This window comes from Cyanobium sp. ATX-6F1 (genome assembly GCF_047395825.1).
In the GTDB taxonomy this organism is placed as follows: domain Bacteria; phylum Cyanobacteriota; class Cyanobacteriia; order PCC-6307; family Cyanobiaceae; genus ATX-6F1.
This window is the reverse complement of sequence record NZ_JBCEBF010000001.1, coordinates 295899-315346: the sequence shown is the minus strand read 5'-3', so window position 1 is coordinate 315346 and position 19448 is coordinate 295899. Positions and strand designations below refer to the sequence as shown.

General features: G+C 59.0%; 20 protein-coding genes and 5 pseudogenes. 15 read left to right on the top strand and 10 right to left on the bottom strand.

The genetic code is table 11. The features are described from left to right. Window positions 1-4 precede the first annotated feature (4 nt). The 11 genes and pseudogenes from AAF143_RS01970 to AAF143_RS01920 all read left to right on the top strand — a co-directional run. Window positions 5-148: pseudogene (locus AAF143_RS01970) on the top strand (HEPN domain-containing protein); the annotation flags it as partial. A 113-nt stretch (window positions 149-261) separates the two neighbouring features. Beyond that, window positions 262-414, top strand: a complete 153-nt coding sequence (locus AAF143_RS01965) for a hypothetical protein (protein ID WP_414026877.1) — start codon at window positions 262-264, stop codon at window positions 412-414. Continuing rightward, window positions 389-724, top strand: coding sequence for a nucleotidyltransferase domain-containing protein (locus AAF143_RS01960; protein ID WP_255005306.1), 336 nt, complete (start codon window positions 389-391; stop codon window positions 722-724). The genes AAF143_RS01965 and AAF143_RS01960 overlap by 26 nt, the downstream gene beginning before the upstream one ends. Before the next feature lie 135 nt (window positions 725-859). After that, window positions 860-1177 (top strand): annotated as a pseudogene (locus AAF143_RS01955) (Uma2 family endonuclease); the annotation flags it as partial. Continuing rightward, window positions 1155-1481 carry a Uma2 family endonuclease gene (locus AAF143_RS01950; RefSeq protein ID WP_414026876.1) on the top strand — a complete coding sequence of 109 codons (327 nt, stop codon included), beginning with the start codon at window positions 1155-1157 and terminating at the stop codon, window positions 1479-1481. The pseudogene AAF143_RS01955 and the gene AAF143_RS01950, both read left to right, overlap by 23 nt. A gap of 130 nt (window positions 1482-1611) precedes the next feature. Then, complete coding sequence (locus AAF143_RS01945; protein WP_414026444.1) at window positions 1612-2610, top strand: ATP-binding protein; 999 nt, start codon at window positions 1612-1614, stop codon at window positions 2608-2610. Beyond that, a complete protein-coding gene (locus tag AAF143_RS01940; RefSeq protein ID WP_414026923.1) occupies window positions 2597-2767 on the top strand; it encodes a hypothetical protein in 171 nt (56 codons plus the stop codon). Before AAF143_RS01945 ends, AAF143_RS01940 begins: the two co-directional genes overlap by 14 nt. 136 nt (window positions 2768-2903) lie before the next feature. After that, on the top strand, window positions 2904-3314 hold the full coding sequence (locus AAF143_RS01935) for a hypothetical protein (protein WP_414026443.1): 411 nt from the start codon (window positions 2904-2906) through the stop codon (window positions 3312-3314). Then, window positions 3311-3745 (top strand): hypothetical protein, encoded by a 435-nt coding sequence (locus AAF143_RS01930; protein WP_255005299.1) that lies wholly within the window; start codon window positions 3311-3313, stop codon window positions 3743-3745. The genes AAF143_RS01935 and AAF143_RS01930 overlap by 4 nt, the downstream gene beginning before the upstream one ends. Before the next feature lie 22 nt (window positions 3746-3767). Next, a pseudogene (locus tag AAF143_RS01925) lies at window positions 3768-4262 on the top strand (prepilin-type N-terminal cleavage/methylation domain-containing protein); the annotation flags it as partial. Next, window positions 4259-4759, top strand: coding sequence for a type II secretion system protein J (locus AAF143_RS01920; protein ID WP_255005297.1), 501 nt, complete (start codon window positions 4259-4261; stop codon window positions 4757-4759). The pseudogene AAF143_RS01925 and the gene AAF143_RS01920, both read left to right, overlap by 4 nt. Before the next feature lie 7 nt (window positions 4760-4766). Here the strand turns inward: AAF143_RS01920 and AAF143_RS01915 are convergent, their stop codons facing one another. The 6 genes from AAF143_RS01915 to AAF143_RS01890 all read right to left on the bottom strand — a co-directional run bounded on the left by AAF143_RS01915 (window position 4767) and on the right by AAF143_RS01890 (window position 10464). Next, on the bottom strand, window positions 4767-4991 hold the full coding sequence (locus tag AAF143_RS01915; protein WP_414026442.1) for a hypothetical protein: 225 nt from the start codon (window positions 4989-4991) through the stop codon (window positions 4767-4769). Between the two features lie 301 nt (window positions 4992-5292). Next, on the bottom strand, window positions 5293-5844 hold the full coding sequence (locus AAF143_RS01910) for a type II secretion system protein J (protein WP_255005295.1): 552 nt from the start codon (window positions 5842-5844) through the stop codon (window positions 5293-5295). Between the two features lie 6 nt (window positions 5845-5850). Continuing rightward, on the bottom strand, window positions 5851-6459 hold the full coding sequence (locus tag AAF143_RS01905) for a Tfp pilus assembly protein FimT/FimU (protein WP_414026441.1): 609 nt from the start codon (window positions 6457-6459) through the stop codon (window positions 5851-5853). After that, a complete protein-coding gene (locus AAF143_RS01900; RefSeq protein ID WP_414026875.1) occupies window positions 6423-6989 on the bottom strand; it encodes a prepilin-type N-terminal cleavage/methylation domain-containing protein in 567 nt (188 codons plus the stop codon). The genes AAF143_RS01905 and AAF143_RS01900 overlap by 37 nt, the downstream gene beginning before the upstream one ends. Before the next feature lie 59 nt (window positions 6990-7048). After that, window positions 7049-8821: a hypothetical protein gene (locus AAF143_RS01895; protein ID WP_255005288.1), complete on the bottom strand. Its 1773-nt coding sequence runs from the start codon at window positions 8819-8821 to the stop codon at window positions 7049-7051. Between the two features lie 71 nt (window positions 8822-8892). Next, window positions 8893-10464 (bottom strand): class I SAM-dependent methyltransferase, encoded by a 1572-nt coding sequence (locus tag AAF143_RS01890; protein WP_255005287.1) that lies wholly within the window; start codon window positions 10462-10464, stop codon window positions 8893-8895. A gap of 641 nt (window positions 10465-11105) precedes the next feature. Between AAF143_RS01890 and AAF143_RS01885 the strand changes: the two genes are divergently transcribed. The 3 genes and pseudogenes from AAF143_RS01885 to AAF143_RS01875 form a co-directional block, all read left to right on the top strand. Next, window positions 11106-11618 carry a hypothetical protein gene (locus AAF143_RS01885; RefSeq protein ID WP_414026440.1) on the top strand — a complete coding sequence of 171 codons (513 nt, stop codon included), beginning with the start codon at window positions 11106-11108 and terminating at the stop codon, window positions 11616-11618. Window positions 11619-11731: 113 nt separating this feature from the next. Next, window positions 11732-12562 (top strand): orotidine-5'-phosphate decarboxylase, encoded by an 831-nt coding sequence (gene pyrF / locus AAF143_RS01880; RefSeq protein WP_255005285.1) that lies wholly within the window; start codon window positions 11732-11734, stop codon window positions 12560-12562. A gap of 72 nt (window positions 12563-12634) precedes the next feature. Continuing rightward, a pseudogene (locus AAF143_RS01875) lies at window positions 12635-13987 on the top strand (sensor histidine kinase); the annotation flags it as partial. Window positions 13988-14017: 30 nt separating this feature from the next. Here AAF143_RS01875 and AAF143_RS01870 read toward each other — a convergent pair. Together AAF143_RS01870 and AAF143_RS01865 are read right to left on the bottom strand one after the other, a co-directional pair. Then, entirely contained in the window at window positions 14018-14437 is a 420-nt protein-coding gene (locus AAF143_RS01870; RefSeq protein ID WP_255005283.1) for a response regulator, read from the bottom strand. Between the two features lie 74 nt (window positions 14438-14511). Continuing rightward, window positions 14512-15231: a response regulator transcription factor gene (locus AAF143_RS01865; protein ID WP_255005282.1), complete on the bottom strand. Its 720-nt coding sequence runs from the start codon at window positions 15229-15231 to the stop codon at window positions 14512-14514. An 81-nt stretch (window positions 15232-15312) separates the two neighbouring features. Here AAF143_RS01865 and AAF143_RS01860 point away from each other — a divergent pair. Then, window positions 15313-16128, top strand: a pseudogene (locus AAF143_RS01860) (ABC transporter permease). A gap of 304 nt (window positions 16129-16432) precedes the next feature. Here AAF143_RS01860 and AAF143_RS01855 read toward each other — a convergent pair. Continuing rightward, a complete protein-coding gene (locus tag AAF143_RS01855; RefSeq protein ID WP_414026439.1) occupies window positions 16433-16639 on the bottom strand; it encodes a hypothetical protein in 207 nt (68 codons plus the stop codon). A 377-nt stretch (window positions 16640-17016) separates the two neighbouring features. After that, window positions 17017-18729, bottom strand: coding sequence for a tetratricopeptide repeat protein (locus AAF143_RS01850; protein ID WP_255005280.1), 1713 nt, complete (start codon window positions 18727-18729; stop codon window positions 17017-17019). Window positions 18730-19448: the final 719 nt, after the last annotated feature.

Sequence of the window (19448 nt, the reverse complement as noted above, 5' to 3'; positions counted from 1 at the left end):
ATCGATGGGATCACGGGCAGGCGATTGGCTCCAACAGGCCGGACGAGACCTGGAGCAGGCCCAGTCCTCGATGGAGGCCGAACGTCATGAGTGGGCTTGCTTCGCGGCCCACCAGGCCACGGAGAAGGCGCTGAAGGCTCTCAACCTGGCCCTCGATCAACAGGCCTGGGGGCACACCCTCACGCGGCTCTGGTCGTTGGTGCCTGCGCAGGAAGCCTGGCGGCCGGCCCCCCGGATGGGCTTGAAGATCGCCTGCGCCTGTTGGATGGCTTCTACATCCCGACGCGCTATCCCGACAGCTATCCGGACGGCACACCCGGTGAACATTTTGGCAAACTACAGAGTGAACAAGCGTTGTTCCATGCCCGCGCTGTCGTCGACTGGATCCGTGCTGCGCTGGCCGAGCGCGGCTGAGGTGCTGGCCCAGGCGGAGCGCTGGGCGCGGCAGCAGGCCGCGGACCACAGCGATCTGCAGGCGGTGGGAGTGTTTGGCTCCTACGGACGCGGCGATGCCGGTGTGGGCAGCGACCTGGATCTGGTACTCGTGCTCGAGAGCTGTGAGTTGCCGATTTGGGAGCGGTTGCGGCGCTGGGATACCGCCCCTCTGCCACTGGCGACGGATCTGCTGGTGTACTCACGCCAGGAATGGGACACCTTGCCCCAATGGAACCCGCGCCTGGCCCAGGTTCTCGGCACGGAAACGCGCTGGCTGATTCCGCTCTGACGTTGAAGCCGTCGCTCCAGCGGCATGGGCAGGGCTGGCGGCACCGGCAGAATTGGAAGTGGAAACTCCAAAAAGGCGGCGGATCTGGCGGCCCTGATGACGTCGGTAGCCTGAAGGTCACCAGGCGGATGGTTCATGACGCTGGCCCCTCCAAGCCCAGGGCCCGTTCTGCAACCTCTGCAGCTGCCGTGGGATCTGCGGCTCAATGCCGATCAGTTTGAGCGGGTGTGCCAGGCCAATCCCGATGCGGTGCTGGAACTGACGGCCGATGGCGAGCTGATCGCCATGACCCCCACCGGCAGCGAAACCGGCGCCCGCAACAACGAGCTGTGCTTCCAGCTCAAGCGCTTCGCGAAGGCCTCGGGCGGCTGGCAAGGGTTCGACAGCTCCACCGGCTTCCGCCTGCCGGACGGCTCGGTGCTGAGCCCCGATGCCTCCTTGGTACGCATGGATCGCTGGCAGGCCCTCAGCCCGGAGCAACGCCGGGGCTTCGCCCCCTCTGCCCCGAGTTGGTGGTCGAACTGGCCCGCGCCTCAGACGAGGGAGCCGCGGCGTCAGCGCCCTGCGCCAGAAGATGGAGACCTACCGGGCCAATGGGGCCCAGCTGGGTTGGTTATTGCTTCCCGAGCAACGGGCCGTGGAGATCTGGCGTGCTGGCGCCACCAGCTCCGAGCGCCAGGGCGGCGCCGCCACGCTGGAGGGCGGCGAGCTGTTCGCCGGGTTGACGTTGGATCTGGCCCCCATCTGGGAGGTTTGAGCAGGCCCTTGGCGGTAGCCCGTCAGCCGCCCTGAGTCTTGGGACCGTTTGCCCCGATGGAACCCGCGCCTCGCCCAGGGCGAGCGAGACCGGCAGAATTGGAAGTGGAAACTCCAAAAAGGCGGCGGATATGGCGGCGGTCCAGCGATGTCTGCAGGAACCAGCCGGAAGTTTCTTCCTGTTTGGTCCCCGCGGCACCGGTAAGTCCACCTGGTTGCGCCAGGTCCACGGCACCGCCTACTGGCTCGACCTGCTCAATCCGGAGGCTCAGCGCTTGCACCAGGCCCGGCCGGAACGGTTGCGAGAGAGGCTGGCCGCCGAACCCACCATTTCCACGGTGGTGATTGATGAGGTGCAGAAGGTGCCGGCGCTACTGGATGTGGTGCATTCACTGGTGGAAGAGCGACCGGGCCTGCGGTTCGTGCTCACCGGATCGAGCGCCCGAAAGTTGCGCCGGGGCAGCTGGAACCTGCTGGCTGGTCGACTGGTGGCTGCCTCCATGCATCCCTTCCTGGCCTCAGAGCTGGGGGCCGCGTTCAGCCTGGAGCGCGCTCTGCGGATCGGACTGGTCCCCTTGGTGCTGGAAGCCGCCGACCCGGAGCAGACGCTGCGGGCCTACACCTCGTTGTACTTGAGGGAGGAGGTGCAGGCAGAGGCGCTGGTTCGCGATCTGGGCGGCTTCGCCCGGTTTCTCGAGGGCATCAGCTTCTCCCATGGATCCACTCTCAATCTCTCCGCCGTGGCAAGGGAGTGCCAGGTGGGTCGCAAAACGGTGGAGAGTTACCTCGGCATTTTGGAGGATCTGCTGCTGGCTTTCCGGGTGCCGGTGTTCAGCCGGCGAGCCCAGCGCCAACTGGTGGCCCACGAGAAGTTCTTCTACTTCGATGCCGGAGTGTTTCGCTCCCTGAGGCCCGCCGGCCCGCTGGATGCCCCCGCGGAGATCGAGGGCATGGCCCTGGAGGGATTGGTGGCCCAGCATCTGCGGGCCTGGATGGCCTATCGGGGCAGTATCGACAAGCTCTTCTACTGGCGCACCAAGGCTGGCCGGGAGGTGGATTTCGTTGTGTACGGACCCGAGAGCTTTGCGGCCCTGGAGGTGGAAGCGCAGCCGCCAGGTGCACTCCCGTGATCTTCAGGGCTTGAAGGCCTTCCAGGCCGATTACCCCGAGGCGGACGTGGCCCTGCTGCATCTGGGCCCGGAGCCGCTGCGGATCGACGGCATTCTCTGCCTGCCGTGCGGCGATTTCTTGCAGGCCCTGGATCCCCAGGCGCCACTGCCGATCTAGTCGGCCCTGTCCACCCGTGGGAACGCTGAACGGGTGTTCATCCGGAGAGGTTTCCGATGCCCCGCCCCCTTCAGCGCCTGGGCCCCCCAGGCCCCCTCGCTCCAAGACGCCCCGCCCCCGAGCTGACGCCGGATCCGTGTTGCCGTTGGCCACGGTGGCGGCGCTGGTGATGGTGCTCAGCAGCCTGTCGCTGCTCGGCACGGCCCTGGCCGGCCGCCAGGCCCAGGCCGCCGACCTGCGCCGCCTCCAGGGGGAAGACGCCCTGAACTCGGCAGCCCAACTGATCGCGGCTCAGCTGCTGCCCGGCAGCCCGCCCACCGCGAGCCTGCAGGTGCCCCTTGGGGAGGCCAATGCCACCGTTCAGCTGCTGAGCTGGCAGCCCGGGGCTGATTCGGCGTTGATGCGGCTCCAACTCCAGGCGGATCCGGCCCAACAGGCGAATCCAGCCGCACAGGCAGGACAGGCGGCGGGCCGCACCGGCAGCTTCCGGCTGATGCTTGATCCCAGCACAGCCCAGGTGCGCGGCCTGCGCATGGAGGGGCCATGAACTTCGCTGATGTGTTGGTGGGTTCGCTGGTGTTCTCGATGGCCAGCGGCAGTTCGTTGCAGCTCACCGCCGGCATGGGCCGTTCGCTCCTTGAGCAACGGGCTGACCGACAACGGAGCGAGCGGATCGAGCTGGAGTTGCTGGCCGCTGACCAACGGCTGCGCCAGGGGGCGGCCCAGATCCCAAGCGCGGACCCGGCCTGCGCCGATCCGGCGGGGCTGATGGTGGCACTGATTCAGGCGCCCCAAGCCCAGGCGCCCCTTTCAGAGCCGTTGCCAGCAGGACTCGAGCGCCGCTTGGAGGCCGTGGGCCCCCAACAGGTGCGCCTGAGCTTCATGGGGGCGGGCCCAATGACGGCACGCCAGAGGCTGTTCACACCGGCGGCCTATGGGCTGTGCGCCCCTGGGGCCTCAACGGGGGTGACGCCATGAGCCGCCCCCCAACACCAACGCCGCCTTCACCCTGCCGGAACTGATGATCAGCGCCGCCGTGCTGGGGCTCCTGGCGGCCCTGTCTTTTGGCACGGGCGCCGAGCTGCTGGCCCGCCAGCGGGTGGAGGCCAGCGCCCGCCTGCTGCAGGAGGGCATCTTGAAAGGCCGCGCCGAAGCCGAGCGTTCCGGCCAACCCTGCGGCCTGAGCCTGGGGGCCGAGGGCTGGCAGGCACCCAGCGATGGGTCGCTGCCGGCCTGCCAGGGTGCCCTCAGTGACCTGGGCGACAACCACCGCGCCTATGGCGTGGAGTGGGCCAGCAATTTCCCGTTGAGCCTGCGCTTCAGCGCCAACGGCCTGGTGATCGATGGCGGCACGGCCGTGGTCTGGGGACGCGGCACCGGCCTGCAGCGCTGCCTGGTGATGGCGCTGCCCCTGGGGGTGCTGCGGGTGGGCCGCTACGAGGGCACACCCCAGGCGACGCTCAGCGGCAACTGCCTGCGCGATGGGGCGTCATGAGGAACGCCAAGCACCAGGCCAACGCCGGGTTCACCCTGGTGGAACTGCTGATCGCCCTGGCGCTCTCCCTTGTGGTGGGCGGCGCGATCGTGCAGGCCCTGCTGGCTAGCACCGCCCTCAGCCAGCGACTGGGCCGCCAGCTGCGCCAGCAGGAGTTTGCCCAGCGGGCCCGGCGACTGGTGGAGAGCGACCTGCGCCGGGCCGAGGCGGTGAGCGCCGATCCGGCCAGCGAGCAAACCGCCTGCAACCTGAGCGGGCGTACACCCGTGCTGCACCTGAGCCTGGGGCCCAACCGAGCGCCGATCACCTACTCCCAGGGTGCGGCGCCAAGCGCGATCTGGGGCGGCCAGGTGCTGATGCGCTGCGGGCCCGCCTTCGGGATCGACGGGGCCCAGAACCTCGACGGGGCCTGGCAGAACCGGGTGGTGCTGGATGGGATGGAGGGGGAGGAGGGGTTGAGGGAGTGGATGGAGACCGTTGCCTCCCAGCTCCAGTGAGCCGAGATCACTCGAAATCTTCAGGGTTGCAGGTGCTGAAGGTTTTGATGGCATCGGGCACCATCGCTTGTCCATGACGGATTTCGGGCGGGAGGATTTTCTCCAACTCGGCCTGGGCGCTTTCAAGATTTCGCTTGGCGTCCAGGAACTCGATGGAGTTGGGATCCCCAACCTTCATCGCACGCACCCACGGCCCCTGGACAGCAACCAATTGCTGGCTGGCAGCGATCACACGATCCTGGTGTACCTTGCAATACATGTAGCGATCCGCTCCAGTGAGAGACGGTTTTGTTAGTAGGGTTGGCGTGGGAGCTGGGGGATCTTGCCTGGGAACGATCGTCGGACCTCCTTGGGCCAGGCACTTCTGATAGGCCGCCATCTGCTGCCCGCTGATGGGCTCAGATTCGGCTTGCTGTCGGCAGGCCTGTTTGAGACGGGGGAAAGTTCGCTCCCCTTCGGTTGACAGGCTTGAACCATCAACAGGGCCAAGGAAAGAGAAACAACAATGGCAGGTTTGCTAATCAATTTGGAATTCAATTGGTGGGATAGCTTTGGATCCTTGTCCGAGCAGCGCTGGAGAGACCTGTATAAGTAGTACCCCTGGAATCGGTGAGGGTCATCGTGTAGACAGGGTCTCTGGAGTTGGCGGCAGACGGAGTAAAGCTACTGACGTTTTCTGCAAGGGTGGAGGTGCCACTCCCCGCTCCGAGTGAGCCGTTATCATTGATCGGAGGGCCAGTCCGCTGCAGATCAGTTCCGCTCCGGGAATAGGCGATTGTTGAACCGTTGGGAAGGGTCAGGGTCAAAGTGCTGCCGCTGACAACCGCCGTGCTGGCTTCACCAATTTCGGTGTCCATCAGGTAGTTGATGCGACCCCAAGTATCTCTGAGCCTACGGACCGACTCCTGGCTGGCTTCGGCTTTGATGTTTGAAACAATAACCCTTGCACCGCCGACAAGAATGACACCACCAATCGCTGCGGCAATCAGAAGCTCGATAAGCGTGAAGCCAAAACTCGTTATCACCACGCAACGGTTTGTGGCGGAACGCAGAGAAGGTGTCGAGGGAAAGTTCAGCTGTTTCATAACAAATTAGAAGGTTCCGCCATAGGTACAAGTCCCACCGGAGGTGTCGCTGGAACCAATGCTGATCAGGCCCAGGCCTGGAGAAATCTGAACACAGCGCTTAGGCCCCGTTGAGCCCGTCAGAAAGACCTCAATAACAACGGCACTTCCCAAAGGTGTATTGTCTGCTTGTGCATTGACACTTCCTCTGGGAGTGAATTTGAAGATTGTGGGGCCATTTGGTGAAATTGTCATCGTTTCATTGGTCGCAAACACTGATGATATTGTCAGGGGCGAGTTGGAAAGGCAATTATTAGTGATCTCACTCCCTGTGGCTGCAATCTCAGTGGCTGAAGCTAGTGGAGCGTTACCAATCAAGTCCCCTCCCGTGATGGTGACCTGGCAGGCATTGCCTTTGAGAGAGGCGCGGCGCACAGCTTCCAGCCAGCCCGAGAGCTCCGTGACCACAGTGTTGACCCGCGTGCGGCGCCATTCTGCTCCGCTGATGGAGATGGCAATGCCACTAAGAATGCCCAGGATGGCAACAACAACCATCAACTCGGTCACGGTGAAGCCAGGCTGTCGCTTAGGCATGGCCATCAAGTTAAATTTGCTGGTTCCGATATTGTGGGACACCAAGCAACTGTGGTTGGAGTTAAAGAGACTTGGCGGAGTACTTCTGATGTAGAGGTGTTGGTGTAAGTCACCGTATAACGATGAACAGCAGATTGCGATCCGGTATTAACGGCAAAGGTGATTCCTTCCGTTGCAAGCGAGCCAGGCAAAGTGGCGTTGAGCTCTGTTACAAGATCTGTGATCAGGGTTGTGCCCGAACAGCGAGCTTGAAAGTTGGTGATTCCGTTGGCAACAGAGGGGAAATACTGGATTTTCGTTGGATCTGAGCCTCTGATCACACAGGTGCCTCCCGTGGCTACAGTAAGATCACCACAGGTGAAGCGGTCATTGAGGCGCTGCACCCTTGAGATATCTTGGTCCACAAGCGCTTGAAGCCTGATCCGGGTATTGGTGGATGCGGACATCTGGTTCGTTCGGCTGAACAGCTGTGCGGTGCCCGCCAGCACCACACCAAGCACTACGACAGACACAAGCAACTCCGTGAGGGTGAACCCCTCGCCGGCTTTGGAGTATCTCGCAGGGGTCTCCATCCGGCTGCGCTTGATCCGGGGTGGGCTGGGCTGGGCTGTCATGGTGTTACCTCAACCAATCAGAAGAACCGCATCGACTGGATGGAGCGGGTTACATAGTCAATATATGGATTAAAGGCTGTATCCCATTGGGTTCCGCCTAGCCCCATTAGCTCGACGACGTTGGCGATAACAGTGTCGGGAATTGAGATTGTGTTTTTGCCGGCGCTTTGAAAGTCATTGGTCCAGATCGCTCCGGTGTAATCTGCGGTGCCTCCCATCTGGATGTCTCCATTGGGGAAGTAGAGAAAAAGCTGAAGACTGGTCCCAGAGCCATTTCGAAGTTCTACAACCTGAGTGCCACAGCTTTGGCAACCGAACATGGAGAGGTCTGTCTCCTTTAGTGGAAGGTTTCCGGTGTTGGCTGTGTTGACATGAATGAAGCCGCCGTTGTTGTTTAGCTGAATTGTGTTTTTGCCTGAATTGCCACTTGTGTTGTTTGGGAAGAAGAACCGTACTGGGCCACCGGCTGTGTCAAGGGTAGGATTCTTGGGCCCGCCACCGCTTATCGCTTCAAATCTATTCATTGTGCAATTGATTTCTGCCGGTTTGGCCAATATTGGTAGTGGCAGCGCTAGTGGATCTGCTGTAACGGCGGGTGTACGAGCGCAAACGTTTCCGATTGCAGTGATTTTGGCTGTTGCTGTGGTTGTCCAGGGCCAATAATCAATAGTTGCTGTGTCTATGTTGGTTGCGGTTGTGGGTGCTGTTGAAAGTGTTAGGCTGTCTGAAAGTATTACATTGCAATCTCCGGAACGAATGCCTACGCAGGATGTTGTTGGGGCTGGGGAGGCGGGGGCAGTAAGCGCGTCGGGAAGTGGAATATTAACGACGTTGACGGTATTGTTGTCGAGATTATCTATGCAACCTTTGGTAAATGTAGCAATGCAGGTGACTGGGTCGACCGTTACCTTGCCTTTGCCGGAGATTGTCAAATCACCGCTGTTACTCTCGGCCGCCCCGGCGATGAACCCTGCGCCTGCGGGAAGTGTGCATACCCTCGTGTCGTTGCCGAAAGCATTGCCGAAGGTGCTGTTGATCCCACGTAGGCTGCGATCGAGGCATTTCGGCACCACCTCAAAACTCTTGGTAACCGTGGAGGTTCCCACGATCGTGGAGCCCCGATAGGCAAAGCCTTGAACCGTGAGAGTGATCACTCCTGCTTGAGCCGGAGTGTTTTTGTTGCCAATTGTTACAGAGAATGACCCAGTGGGCGGCAAATTGGGACCAAATGTACCAGTGGTCTTACTGGCAGAATAAACATCTGGAGGAGGATTGCTGCTGCAATTAGAGCTGTTGCAGATCGACACCAACTTGAATCGCTTGGTGGCATCAATGGTCTGCTCAGCCTTGAGGTCTGTGGTGGTAAAGGTGGCCGAAAGATCGGGCACTTTATTCGCAAGACCATCGGGCACATTGATGGTGGCGCCGTATTTGGTGCCGTCCTCGAGAATCGTTCTGGTCTGCGTGTCCAGTAGAATCGCATTGACGAGCAACTGCCTATTACGGCGCCGGTTGAGCTCGCTGATGATGTTGTTGATTCCAATCTCAGCGGCCGATCGGGCTTCACGGCTCTGGCTGTCATAGGCCGAGCCAAGCACCCCCAGGCTGTTGCGGTTGGCCAGGGCCAGGGTGCCCAGGATCACCGCCAGGACAATCAGAAATGTGGCGGCGAGCGAAAAACCTGCCTCCGATCCCTGCGGCCGTGACAGCGAGCGCTGGGTTCGGGTGCGGGCCAGCAGATTCAGAAGAACTCGAGGTGTCATCTCCTCTGGCGATCCGTGCTTCGCCATACCTTGTAGGTTCCATCCTAGGCCTGATCGATCGGATCGACCGGTGATGGCCCTTGGCGCCTCCGTTCCCTTCAGGCACCGGAGGCAAACACCCCCAACGACCGGAGCAGTGGGAGGCGCTCACGGGCCAGCGTCTCCGCCATCCCCCGCAGCACCTCCACCTGCTCGTTGGCTTCGCTCACCAGTTCGTTCTGTGGGCCCCGCAGCTCAGCGCCGATCTCCGAGAGTGCAAACAGCACGCATGCGATCAGGTTGTCAGTCTCCAACCCCTGTGCTAAGGCCGTGCGGATGAGACTTTGCAGCAGATTGAAGCCCACGCCGCTGCCGATGGCTGGAGCCACCAGTTGCGTGTAGCCAGCGCCCTCCGCCATCAGTTCCATCAGCTTCAGGTTGATGCGTTGGGCACCTTCCAGGGCTTTCCGCCCAGCCTCGCCTCGATCGAGGCCCAGCCGGTTGGCGCTGAGCAGCAAAGCGACGAGCAGCACCAGCTCCTCGACATCCGTTGTGGTAGCGGCGAACAGCTCGCCGAGGCTTTTCGGGCCTGCCACCAAGACGGCTTCCAGGGCCGCGCAATTGACGGGGTCAGCCGTCAGTTCGCCAAAATCGGAGTTGAATTTGTAAGTGTCGGTGCTGGTGGGTTCCTGTAGGCGCACCTGGAGGGCCGCCAGCCGCATCTGCCGGCGTTGCGGCGAGAGCGGCAGCGGACCTCTCACGAAAAGATCACGGCGGAAGGATTTGTTGGTCGCCAGATCGATCAAGGTCTGCCGGATCACGGGATCGCTCTCGGCCAGCACCAGCGAACGCATGGGTTCCGCCATCAGTTGCTCGAAGAGGTCAGCCAATGTGGCGCTGCCCGCAGGCTCGAGGGCGTGATCAGCGCAGCGCTGGTGCATCTCGGCCACATAGAGCGGCTGCCAGCCTTCGTTGGCGAACTCCTGACACAGATAATTGGCTGGCTGTTGATCGATGACATCAAGAGAAGCACCCAGGCCTGGGAAGGCCCTGGCCAGGGGCATGGGAGCCTCACTGGAACCCATCATCACCCGCAGCTGGTCTGAGGCTGTGCGATAGGCCAGATCAGGCCGGTGGCGATCGGTGCGATCCAGTTCGAGCAGGGCCAGGGCCCGGAAGGCGCTGCGTTCGAGCCAGCCCGGATAGGTGTTGTAGGAGCAATAGAACACTCCTGCAGGCCGCAGCGCGGCTGCGGCGACGGTCAACAGGGCCTTCTGGACCGGCTGGGTAACCCAGGTGGCAATGCCGTGGGCCGCAACGTAGTCATAGAGATCCACTCCAGGCCGAACATCGATCGGGGCCGGATCTTCGGCCAGGGCCAGGAAATCAGCCTCCAGAAAGCGGATGTTCTCCAGGCCCAGTTCATTGGCCAGCCAGTTGCTGTGGGCGATGTGGGCTGGCAGAAAATCCACGCCCAAAAAGGTTCCTTCCGGGTAGGCCGCCGCCAGCAGGCAGAGGCCCAATCCCATGCCACTGCCCAGTTCCAGATAGCGGAAGGGGCTGCCTTCCGTTGGCCTGGGGGGCTCATGGCCACGAATCAACAAGGCAAAGTCAATCCAGTTCGGAGCAAGCTCCCTGTAGAACTGCTTGGTGTAGGTGCCGTGGCTGTAGTAGCCGTGATTCCAGGCCATCAGGATCGACTGGGGGAAGGGATCCGTGCCCCCTGCTCAGCCATGAGCCGCTGGATCAGCTCAGTCCAGTCACCGATCGGTCGCTGTCGAACTAGCCGCGCTGAGGGAGACCAAGCGGTGCTCTCCCCATCTGGCCCCCAGCGCCACTGGTAGAAGTCGGAGAGCAACAGCAAGAAGCGATGACCGAGAGTACCCGTGAGGTGCGCGAGGCTGGAATTGTTGGAGATCAACAAGTCGAAGGCGGAAGTGATGAGTCTAGTTTCGACGAAATCAAAGGCAGTGTCCACCTCCGGCTGGGCCTCCATGAAGCGGTCACCGCAAGGCACCTTGCTTGGTAGAGCTGCTTTGCAGCCTTTCTGAAGGGAGACGAAGTCGACTTCGGCGAGTTCCGCGGGGTTTCTCTGTCAATGGAGCCCGATCAGATGCAGACCCGGCAGCTGCACTGAATGCCGAGAGTGGGCCACACGGATCAGAGGGATGACATCTTTCCTGAAAGCTGAGGGATCATTCAAATTGTGGACAATCGCTCTGGCTTGAGGGTATGAATCCGAGTCATCGTGTTGACCTACACGTGCTGAGGATTTCCTTGCGGCATCTCAAGGTTGCCTCGAGAGTGGCAATATTTTTGGTGCCCTGAGGTCGTGGGGTTTTGTGCCTTAAACTCATCTTCTGTAGTCTCTACACGATGCCGCCTTCGCCAGGCAAGGAGAAGCGCCCCCTCCCTGCGCCGCCGCCTGCTGACCACCACCCTGCTGGCGGTTCTGGCCGGATACGGCTTGCTGCTGGTTGTGCAGCGGGCGATTTCCTCCCAGGCGCGGGTGCAGGCCCATGAACAATCGGTGGCGTTGGTGCGCTCGGAGCTGTTGACCCGGCGCTCGCCTCTCAAAGGCGCAGCGGGCCTGCAGCAGTTACTGGGTCAGATCCTCAGCCCGGGGCTGCTGGTGTGGGTGGGTCTGGAGGAGGGCAAATCCTACAAACTTCCCAGCCCCAACGAGAGCTTTTCGCTGCCTGGCTCCGTGGTCAAGCTGGTTTCCAGGGCTGATGCGGCGGCCGAATCACAGTCAACGCCCCAGGAGTTCGAGCTCGATGGCAAGGTCTACGTCACCAGCAGCCAGCCGATCCAGCTGGAGGGGCGTTCAAAGGTGATGATCTAGGATGGATGAGTAGGTTGGCTATAAATGTATCGTTTCTAGCAAAACCTAAGGTGCATTAGAGGCCTTGTGCCAACCCAAATTCAAGCGAGCATGAGGATGTCAAATGCCAAGTCATGCCAGGACAGCGGCGCAACAAACCCATTACATTTAAATCCATGAGTAATCCAATTCCTGATTCAGGATCTTATCTTTCGAGCAAGATCATTCCCCCGGAAGACAGGCTTATCGTAGCGCTTGACGTGCCGACGGCCGAGCAGGCAAAGCAACTTGTTAACGACTTAGGAGAGACGGTAACTTTTTATAAGCTCGGATTGGAGCTTTTCATGGCAAGCGGCTATTTTGAACTTGTTGACTGGTTAGTTAAACAAAAGAAAAAAGTGTTTGTAGACCTTAAGTTTTGGGATATTCCACGCACGGTTGGTTCTGCTGTCCGGCGCGCCCATGAGCACGGAGCCTCTTTTGTCACTGTCCATGGGGATGATGAAATGCTGAAAGAGGCCGTGCGCGAAAGGAATGGCGTTAAGATCTTGGCTGTAACGATGTTGACAAGTCTCAATCAATCAGACTTGAATAGCTTTTATGGGATCCCGAATTCTATATCGATTGAAGAATTTGTCATAGGCCGCGCTCAGCGCTTTCTTGAGGTGGGCGTTGATGGTGTCATTTCTTCGGGGATTGAAGCTCCTGCGTTGCGCGACAAATTCGGCGATAGTTTTTTGATAGTATGCCCGGGAATTCGTCCAGTAGAGAATACTGACGACCAGAAGCGCACCGTCGATGTTGAAAAGGCTTTCCAAAATGGAGCGGATTATATTGTTGTTGGTCGTCCTATACGTGAGCCTGAAAAAGATATGATTCCATCGGAAGCAGCTAAAGATATTCAACGGAGAATTTCAAAAATTTTTTCTAGTCAGCCGAATTCCTTTGGCTACGGCGTATCATAAGTCGTTCTGATCGCTTTACATCAAGCAGGGTTTTGGTCAGTGATCAAGCCGGGTAGCCTTCCTTCGAAAAGCATGGAAAAACACCCCCTCTCCCTCCGCCGTCGCCTGCTCACCACCACCCTGCTGGCGGTGTTGGCCGGCTACGGCCTCCTGCTGGTGGTGCAGCGGGCGATCTCCTCCCAGGCGCGGGTGCAGGCCCATGAACAATCGGTGGCGCTGGTGCGCACGGAGCTGCTGAACCGGCGCTCGCCTCTTGAGGGGGCGGCGGGACTGCAGCAGTTGCTGGGCCAGATCCTCACCCCGGGGCTGTTGGTGTGGGTGGGCCTGGAAGAGGGAAAAACCTACAAGCTTCCCAGCCCCAACGAGAGCTTTTCGCTGCCTGGCTCGCTGGTCAAGTTGGTTTCCAGGGCGGATGCGGCGGCCGAGTCAAGGTCAATCCCCCAAGAGTTCGAGCTGGGCGGCAAGGTCTACGTCACCAGCAGCCAGCCAATCCAGCTGGAGGGACGCCCGGCCCAACTACGTTTTCTTGAGGATTTCAGCGCCAGTGCCCAGCAGGAGCGCAGGGCCCAGCTTCTGCTGATCGCGGCGGCCGGCCTGGCCACCCTGTTCACCAGCCTGTTGCTGCGGCCCGTGATCCGCAGCGGTCTGCGGCCGCTGGAAATCCTCTCCGATCGCCTCGAGGGGGTCAGCTCCGAGAGCCTGACTCGGCAGCACATTCCGGTGGAGCGTCAGCCGGCCGAACTGGCGCCGATCGCCTTGGCCTTCAATGATTTGCTTGATCGGCTCAGTCTTTCCTTTGAGCGGCAGCGCTCGTTCGTGAACGGGGTGTCCCATGAATTGCGCACACCGATCACTTTGATCGGGGGCTATGCCAGCCGCTTGCGTCGCGGTTCGGTGGGTCTCGATGGGGAGCAGCAGGAGCAGATCGCCTTGATCGAGGCCGAATCCAGGCGCATGGCACACCTGGTCACCGATTTGCTCGATCTGGCCCGCAGCGATGCCGGCAAGCTGCAGCTCGAGGCCAAACCCATCGATCCGATCGCCTGCCTCGGCAACGTCTGCGATCGTCTGCAGCGCCATGCCGGCAGCCGCCTGCAACTGGGCCCCTTCACCGAGAACGAGGGCTGCTTTGCCTTGGGTGATGCCAAGCGCTTGGAGCAGTGCCTCGCCAACCTGATCGAGAACGCCCTCAAGTACGCCCCAGCGTCTACTCCTATCAGCCTGCGCCTCAGCGCCACCCCTGAGGAGCTGCTGCTGCATGTGATCGACCAGGGCCCCGGCGTGCAGGCGGCCGACCGGCAGCTGATCTTTGAGCGCTTCAAGCGTGGCAGCAGCGCCGGCGATACGGCCGGCAGTGGCATCGGCCTGGCGGTGGTCGATGCGCTCATGCGTGGGATGGGCGGCGCTGTGTTCGTCGTGGATGCCCCGGGGGCGGGGCCGATTTCCGCTTGCAGCTCAAGCGCTCTGCAGCGCCCGTTCCTGCCCTGGGCAGGGCTTGAGGCCCGGGAGCAGGTTGGCCAGCAGCTCGGGCAGTTGCTCGAGCAGGCTGGTCTTGACGATGTAGTCGTTGGCACCAGCGGCGATCAGTTGCTGGGAGCGTCCCAGGTTCCAATTGGCGCTGATGATCACGATCTGCCCCTGATGCCCCTTGGCCCGCAGCCGTTGGAGCGCCTTGAAGCCATCGATACCGGGCAGCACCAGATCCAGCAGCAGCAGATCGAAGCCAGGGCACTGGGGATCAACGAGCAGCTCCTCTGCCGAGGCGTAGACCGTGGCGGTGGAGCCCAGGTCGGCCAGTTCAAGGGCGAGTAGCTCCCTGATCCGCGGGTCGTCATCGACGACCGCCACGCTGAGATGTTTTTGATGGCCACTCATCGGACCAATCTGGCCGGCTTAACACGCCTTTGGCTGAGGGGGATCCATCGGTTGCCTGAGAGTTGGCTGAAGGCTCAGCCGCGGAGCTCCCCTTCCCGCAGCATGAAGCCCACGCCGCGCACGGTCTGGATCAAGGTGGGCTGGCCGGGGCCCTCGACCTTTTTGCGCAGATAACGGATGTACACATCCAGCAGGTTGTCGTCGCCGAAGTGGTTCTCGCCCCACACCTCCCGCAGGATCGTTTCCCGGTCCACCACGCTGTTGCAGCGCCTGAGCAGGCACACCAGGAGGTCGTATTCGCGCACCGAGAGCTGGATCGGGCGGCCGCCACGGCTCACATCGCGGGTGGAGAGGGTCACCGAGAGATCCGCCAGCACGAGCCGGTCGCGGTTGGCGGCGGCCTGGGCGTAGCCAGCCCTCCGCAGCTGGGCCCGCACCCGCGCCAGCAACTCCTCGATCGAGAAGGGCTTCAGCAAAAAATCGTCGGCGCCGGAATCGAGCGCCTCGACCCGATCGCGCACCTCGTCGCGGCCGGTGAGCATCAGGATCGGCGTGAACACGCCACTGGAGCGCATGCGCCGGCAGATTTCCACACCGCTGAAGTCCGGCAGGGTCCAATCCAGCAGGATCAGGTCGGTGGGCACCGAGCGCAGGTGGATCAAGGCCGACTGGCCATCGAAGGCCTCGTTCACCCCATAGCCCTCCACGCCGAGCTCCCCGGCCAAGAGGGCGCGAAGGCGCGGATCGTCATCGACGATCAGCACCTGGGCCTGGGTTTCTGTCGCGTCGCTCACACCCGATACGCTAGCCCTAGTGGCGCCGGCTTACCAGCCGTTTTCGTGGCAGCTCAGCAAGGCCGGTCGCTTTCCAATCGTCTGGCCCGCTGGGGGTGGTGATCGTGCTGCTCTATGCCCTGGTGGCGTTGCTGACGCCGCTGCTGGTGCAGCTCGGTGCCCTTGCGGATCCCAACGCCGGCTTGGAGAATCCCATCAACGCCGCCCCCAGCTGGGCCCATTGGTGCGGCACGGATCGCCTGGGGCGGGATGTGGGGGTGCGCACCCTCGCGGGCAGCGGCGTGGCGCTGCAGGTGGTGGCGTTGGCGCTGGTGCTGGCCCTGTTGATTGGGGTGCCGCTGGGGATGCTGAGCGGCTACCTGGGGGGCCGTGGACCGGGTGCTGGTGCTGCTGATGGACACGCTCTACACCTTGCCGGTGTTGCTGCTCTCGGTGGTGCTCGCCTTCCTGCTGGGCCGCGGCCTGCCCAATGCGGCGGCGGCGCTGTGTGTGGTCTACGTGCCCCAGTACTTCCGGGTGGTGCGCAACCAGGCGGCCCAGGTGAAGGCGGAGCTCTACATCGAGGCGGCCCAGTCGCTCGGGGCCGGGCCGCTCTGGATCCTGCGGCGCTACCTCTTTCGCAATGTGATCACCTCGGTGCCGGTGCTGCTCACCCTCAACGCCGCCGATGCGGTGCTGATCCTGGGGGGATTGGGGTTTCTTGGGTTGGGGTTGCCGGAATCGATTCCCGAGTGGGGCAGTGATCTGCAGCAGGCACTCACGGCCCTGCCCACGGGCATCTGGTGGACGGCGTTGTTTCCTGGGCTGGCGATGTTTGTGTTGGTTTTGGGGCTCTCGTTTCTGGGGGAGGGGTTGGAGAGTTGGGTGAGTGGGGGTGATGCGGCAGGAGGGATCTGATAGGGTTTGATAGGCTTGGCGTAGGCGTGACATGCTCTAAACTTTCCAAGATAACCATGATCTTTGTGGACTGTCCATTCTCTCTAGCGATGATTTTGGACTTCCACAGATTTCGTGAATATCGATAAGGAAAAATCAGAGGAGAGTGTCAGAGTGTCGAGGAATACCTGCTCGTGACTGATTGAATTGGAGTGATCGTTCCTTGAGTGAAGGAGCTCGCAGTTGTCGTATTCATAAATCCAGCGCTGTAGCTCGCACTGAAGCTGTCGGGGTGAGAGCAGAACGTCAAACGTCATGCCCGTCATCAAGGCAGCTTCATTTTGATGGTGGAGAAAAACCCCTCCACCATGGAGATTTGTATGCAGCAAACCTGGCGGACAAATTGCCGAAGATCTGATGTGTGCTGAGCAGCTTGCGCCAGGCGGACATCCGGCATTACCTGCCCTGGTGAATGTGGAGCAGAAGGCTTTTTGGGCTCGACCCACCGATAATCGAGGGGCTTGACCACCATGAAATCCTTCAGCCTTGAGTCCACCAGCAGAGGACACACCGGTCGAACAGATTAATAGGTACTACTATCTATTCCCAGCCGCAGGTTGAGCGTATGAAGACGATATTCCCCCATTAGCCAAGATGCTGAGATGTTCGAGGCGTCTCGCGACTGAAATTAAAGAAATGTCTTTACTGATGTAGAGATCAACACCATGAGTTATCTAATGCGGCGTGAACCAGCGCCTTGCGGTGGGATTCGCCGGCAAAAAAGCAGAGAGCGTTTCAAGGGGTGAGATCTTAAAGACTTGCCGTCTGAACCATGAAATTTGTTCAATGATTACTGCAAATAGCAATTGATAAATGAACAAGGCTAGAGCCCTGAATAACATGGCTTAATCAGGGGTTAAATCTTTTTTCTAAGTCCAGCCTCACCCGTTCAATCACCCCGGTCCAATCTCCTAACATGGTCTGGCGATAGAGCCTTGCAGAGGGGTACCAAGCTGTACGATCACCTACCAAGCCCCAGCGCCACTCGGGTACCATTGACAAAAGTAAGAGAAGCGGATGTCCCATTGCTCCGACAAGATGAGCAAGGCCAGAATCACTGGATACTACCACATCGCAGCATTTGGCAATGGCCATGGTTTCAATGAAGTCCCAAGCTTCGTCGACTTCCGATTGCGCATCAACGAAGCAATTACGAAATGAAATCGTATCCATCTGCTCAGAGCCATAGCCCTTCTGCAAAGATACGAAATGAATATTATGCAATGAAGCCAGCGATTCAAATACAGCCAATGGCAGTGAACGCCCGCGAAAAGTAGTGCGTTCAGCAGCTGGATTGCCTTGCCAGTGAAGGCCCACTAGAAATGAGTCTTTTGTCCTAAGGCGATCATGCCAGTGTTTTACTCGATCAGTGGGAGGAAACAGGTAAGGCGGATCAACTAATGGCTTTTCTGGCGTGATGCCAAATACTTTTGGAATACTTAGAGCAGGTATCCAGCCATAGGTTTTTCCATCCTCAAGCGTAGTAATTGCTCGAGTTTCAATTTGATCAAATAAGCCAGAGTTATCAGCAACTGGGGCCATTTTGGGAGGACAGAGCAGAACGGCTTGACGGCCATGATCTCGCACTAATTGACCGTAGCGCATAAATTGAATGCTGTCTCCAATTCCATTCTCATGCGCAATAATAACAACATCAGGGAGGCCATTTGCACTTGTTATCTCAGGGATAGACCATTCATCGCAAATATGTGGATCATCGCGTAGTGCTCTTCGCCATTCATACTCCGCCCAGCCAGTGGCGAAATCTCCCATCAGCAGGAGAGCGATTCCTAGATTTAAATGAGCCATCGAATGCATCGGCTCATGAAAGACTGCCAATATATAGCTGTTAATCGCGGCTTCTAGCTGGCCTTGAATATGATAAACTAGACCTAGATTGGAATGGGCCGAAGCTGAGCTTGGAGCATGCTCAACTGCTTTGTAATAGCACTCAAATGCTTTGCCGTAATCTTCGATAGCCAGGAATGTATTGCCTAGTTTTAGTATTTCTTTCAAGCTAAGGTCGCCCAATAATAAGGCTTGATCAATAAGCGCTTGAGCCTCTGGATATTGCTTGCGATAAGCGTACACAAGCCCTAGGTCAAGTAACGCTTGTCGAGACTTCGGATCATATTCTAGCGCTTTACGAAAATATTTTTCAGCCTCTTCTAAAGTTGATAAATCGAGAGCGATTAAGCCAATGAGATAATACGCTTTTGAAGCTCTTGGGCCAACTTGAGCAGAAGATGCTATTTGCACAGCTGTCTCAAGCTGCCCAAGCATGGCCATTAATCCAGCCTGCAATAGCTTGGTTCGTTGATCCGAAGGATTGATATCAAATGCCAGCCTCACGGTTTTGATTGCTTGATCAGTTTGCTGCAGTTCAATTTGAAGCTCGCCTATCAAGTAGAGAATTTCAAGATTGACAGAAGAGGTGGAGTCAGCCGACTCCAGCTCAAAGGCCATCAAAGCCTTATCCAATGCCGGCTGATGCTGGTGCTTTGATAGGAGGAGATAGGCTTCTTCTATCAATTGCTCCACTGATTCTTTGCTGGCTGACATACTAAAGACAGAAAGTTGCTCAATTAAACACCCAAATATGCAAGAGCAAGCAGGCGTAATTGTTAATTATTTTTAAGGGAGCTATTGCTGGAAGCTGTGACCATAGAATGCTAGAGGTAAATGTACCTATTAGAGTTTGGCATTTTAGCGCATTGATCCGCTATTGGCCAATCTGTCCTTGAGGGGTCATCAAGCCTATCTATGCAGACTTTTCTCGCAATCTGCGTGGCTAGCAACAGAGATGGATGCCATTGCCTTTAGTGATTCTTCGGCCATTCACCGTGCCTCAACAGCAGCAGCAGAAAATGCTATTATTAGTTCTTGAAAGCATACGGTCGGGCTTCAGTAGAGCAAATGGTGAGCGGCAGACACTACTATAAACAATTGGATAATGGCTGATTGGATCATCTAGTCCATACCCTGTGGTATAGGACGGTGAGAATTAGTGTTGCCAAGGTTTTCACTGAAGTCATAGAACAATCCATAAATTTGAATTTATGCCGTGCACTTGATCATATTCTGCAAAGTCAGGCATTCTCGCTTATGAGAACACCCTTGGCACTCGCTGGAGTCAAAAACCAGAAGTAGCCAATACCAGCTCATTTTATGATAATAGGCGTCAAGGACTTCCGTGTCATCATCATTTGTCTTGCCCGATTAGGCTTGGCGCTAATTGTCCTCATGTCACGCTAAATTAACTTGGCATAGATTGGCCAATG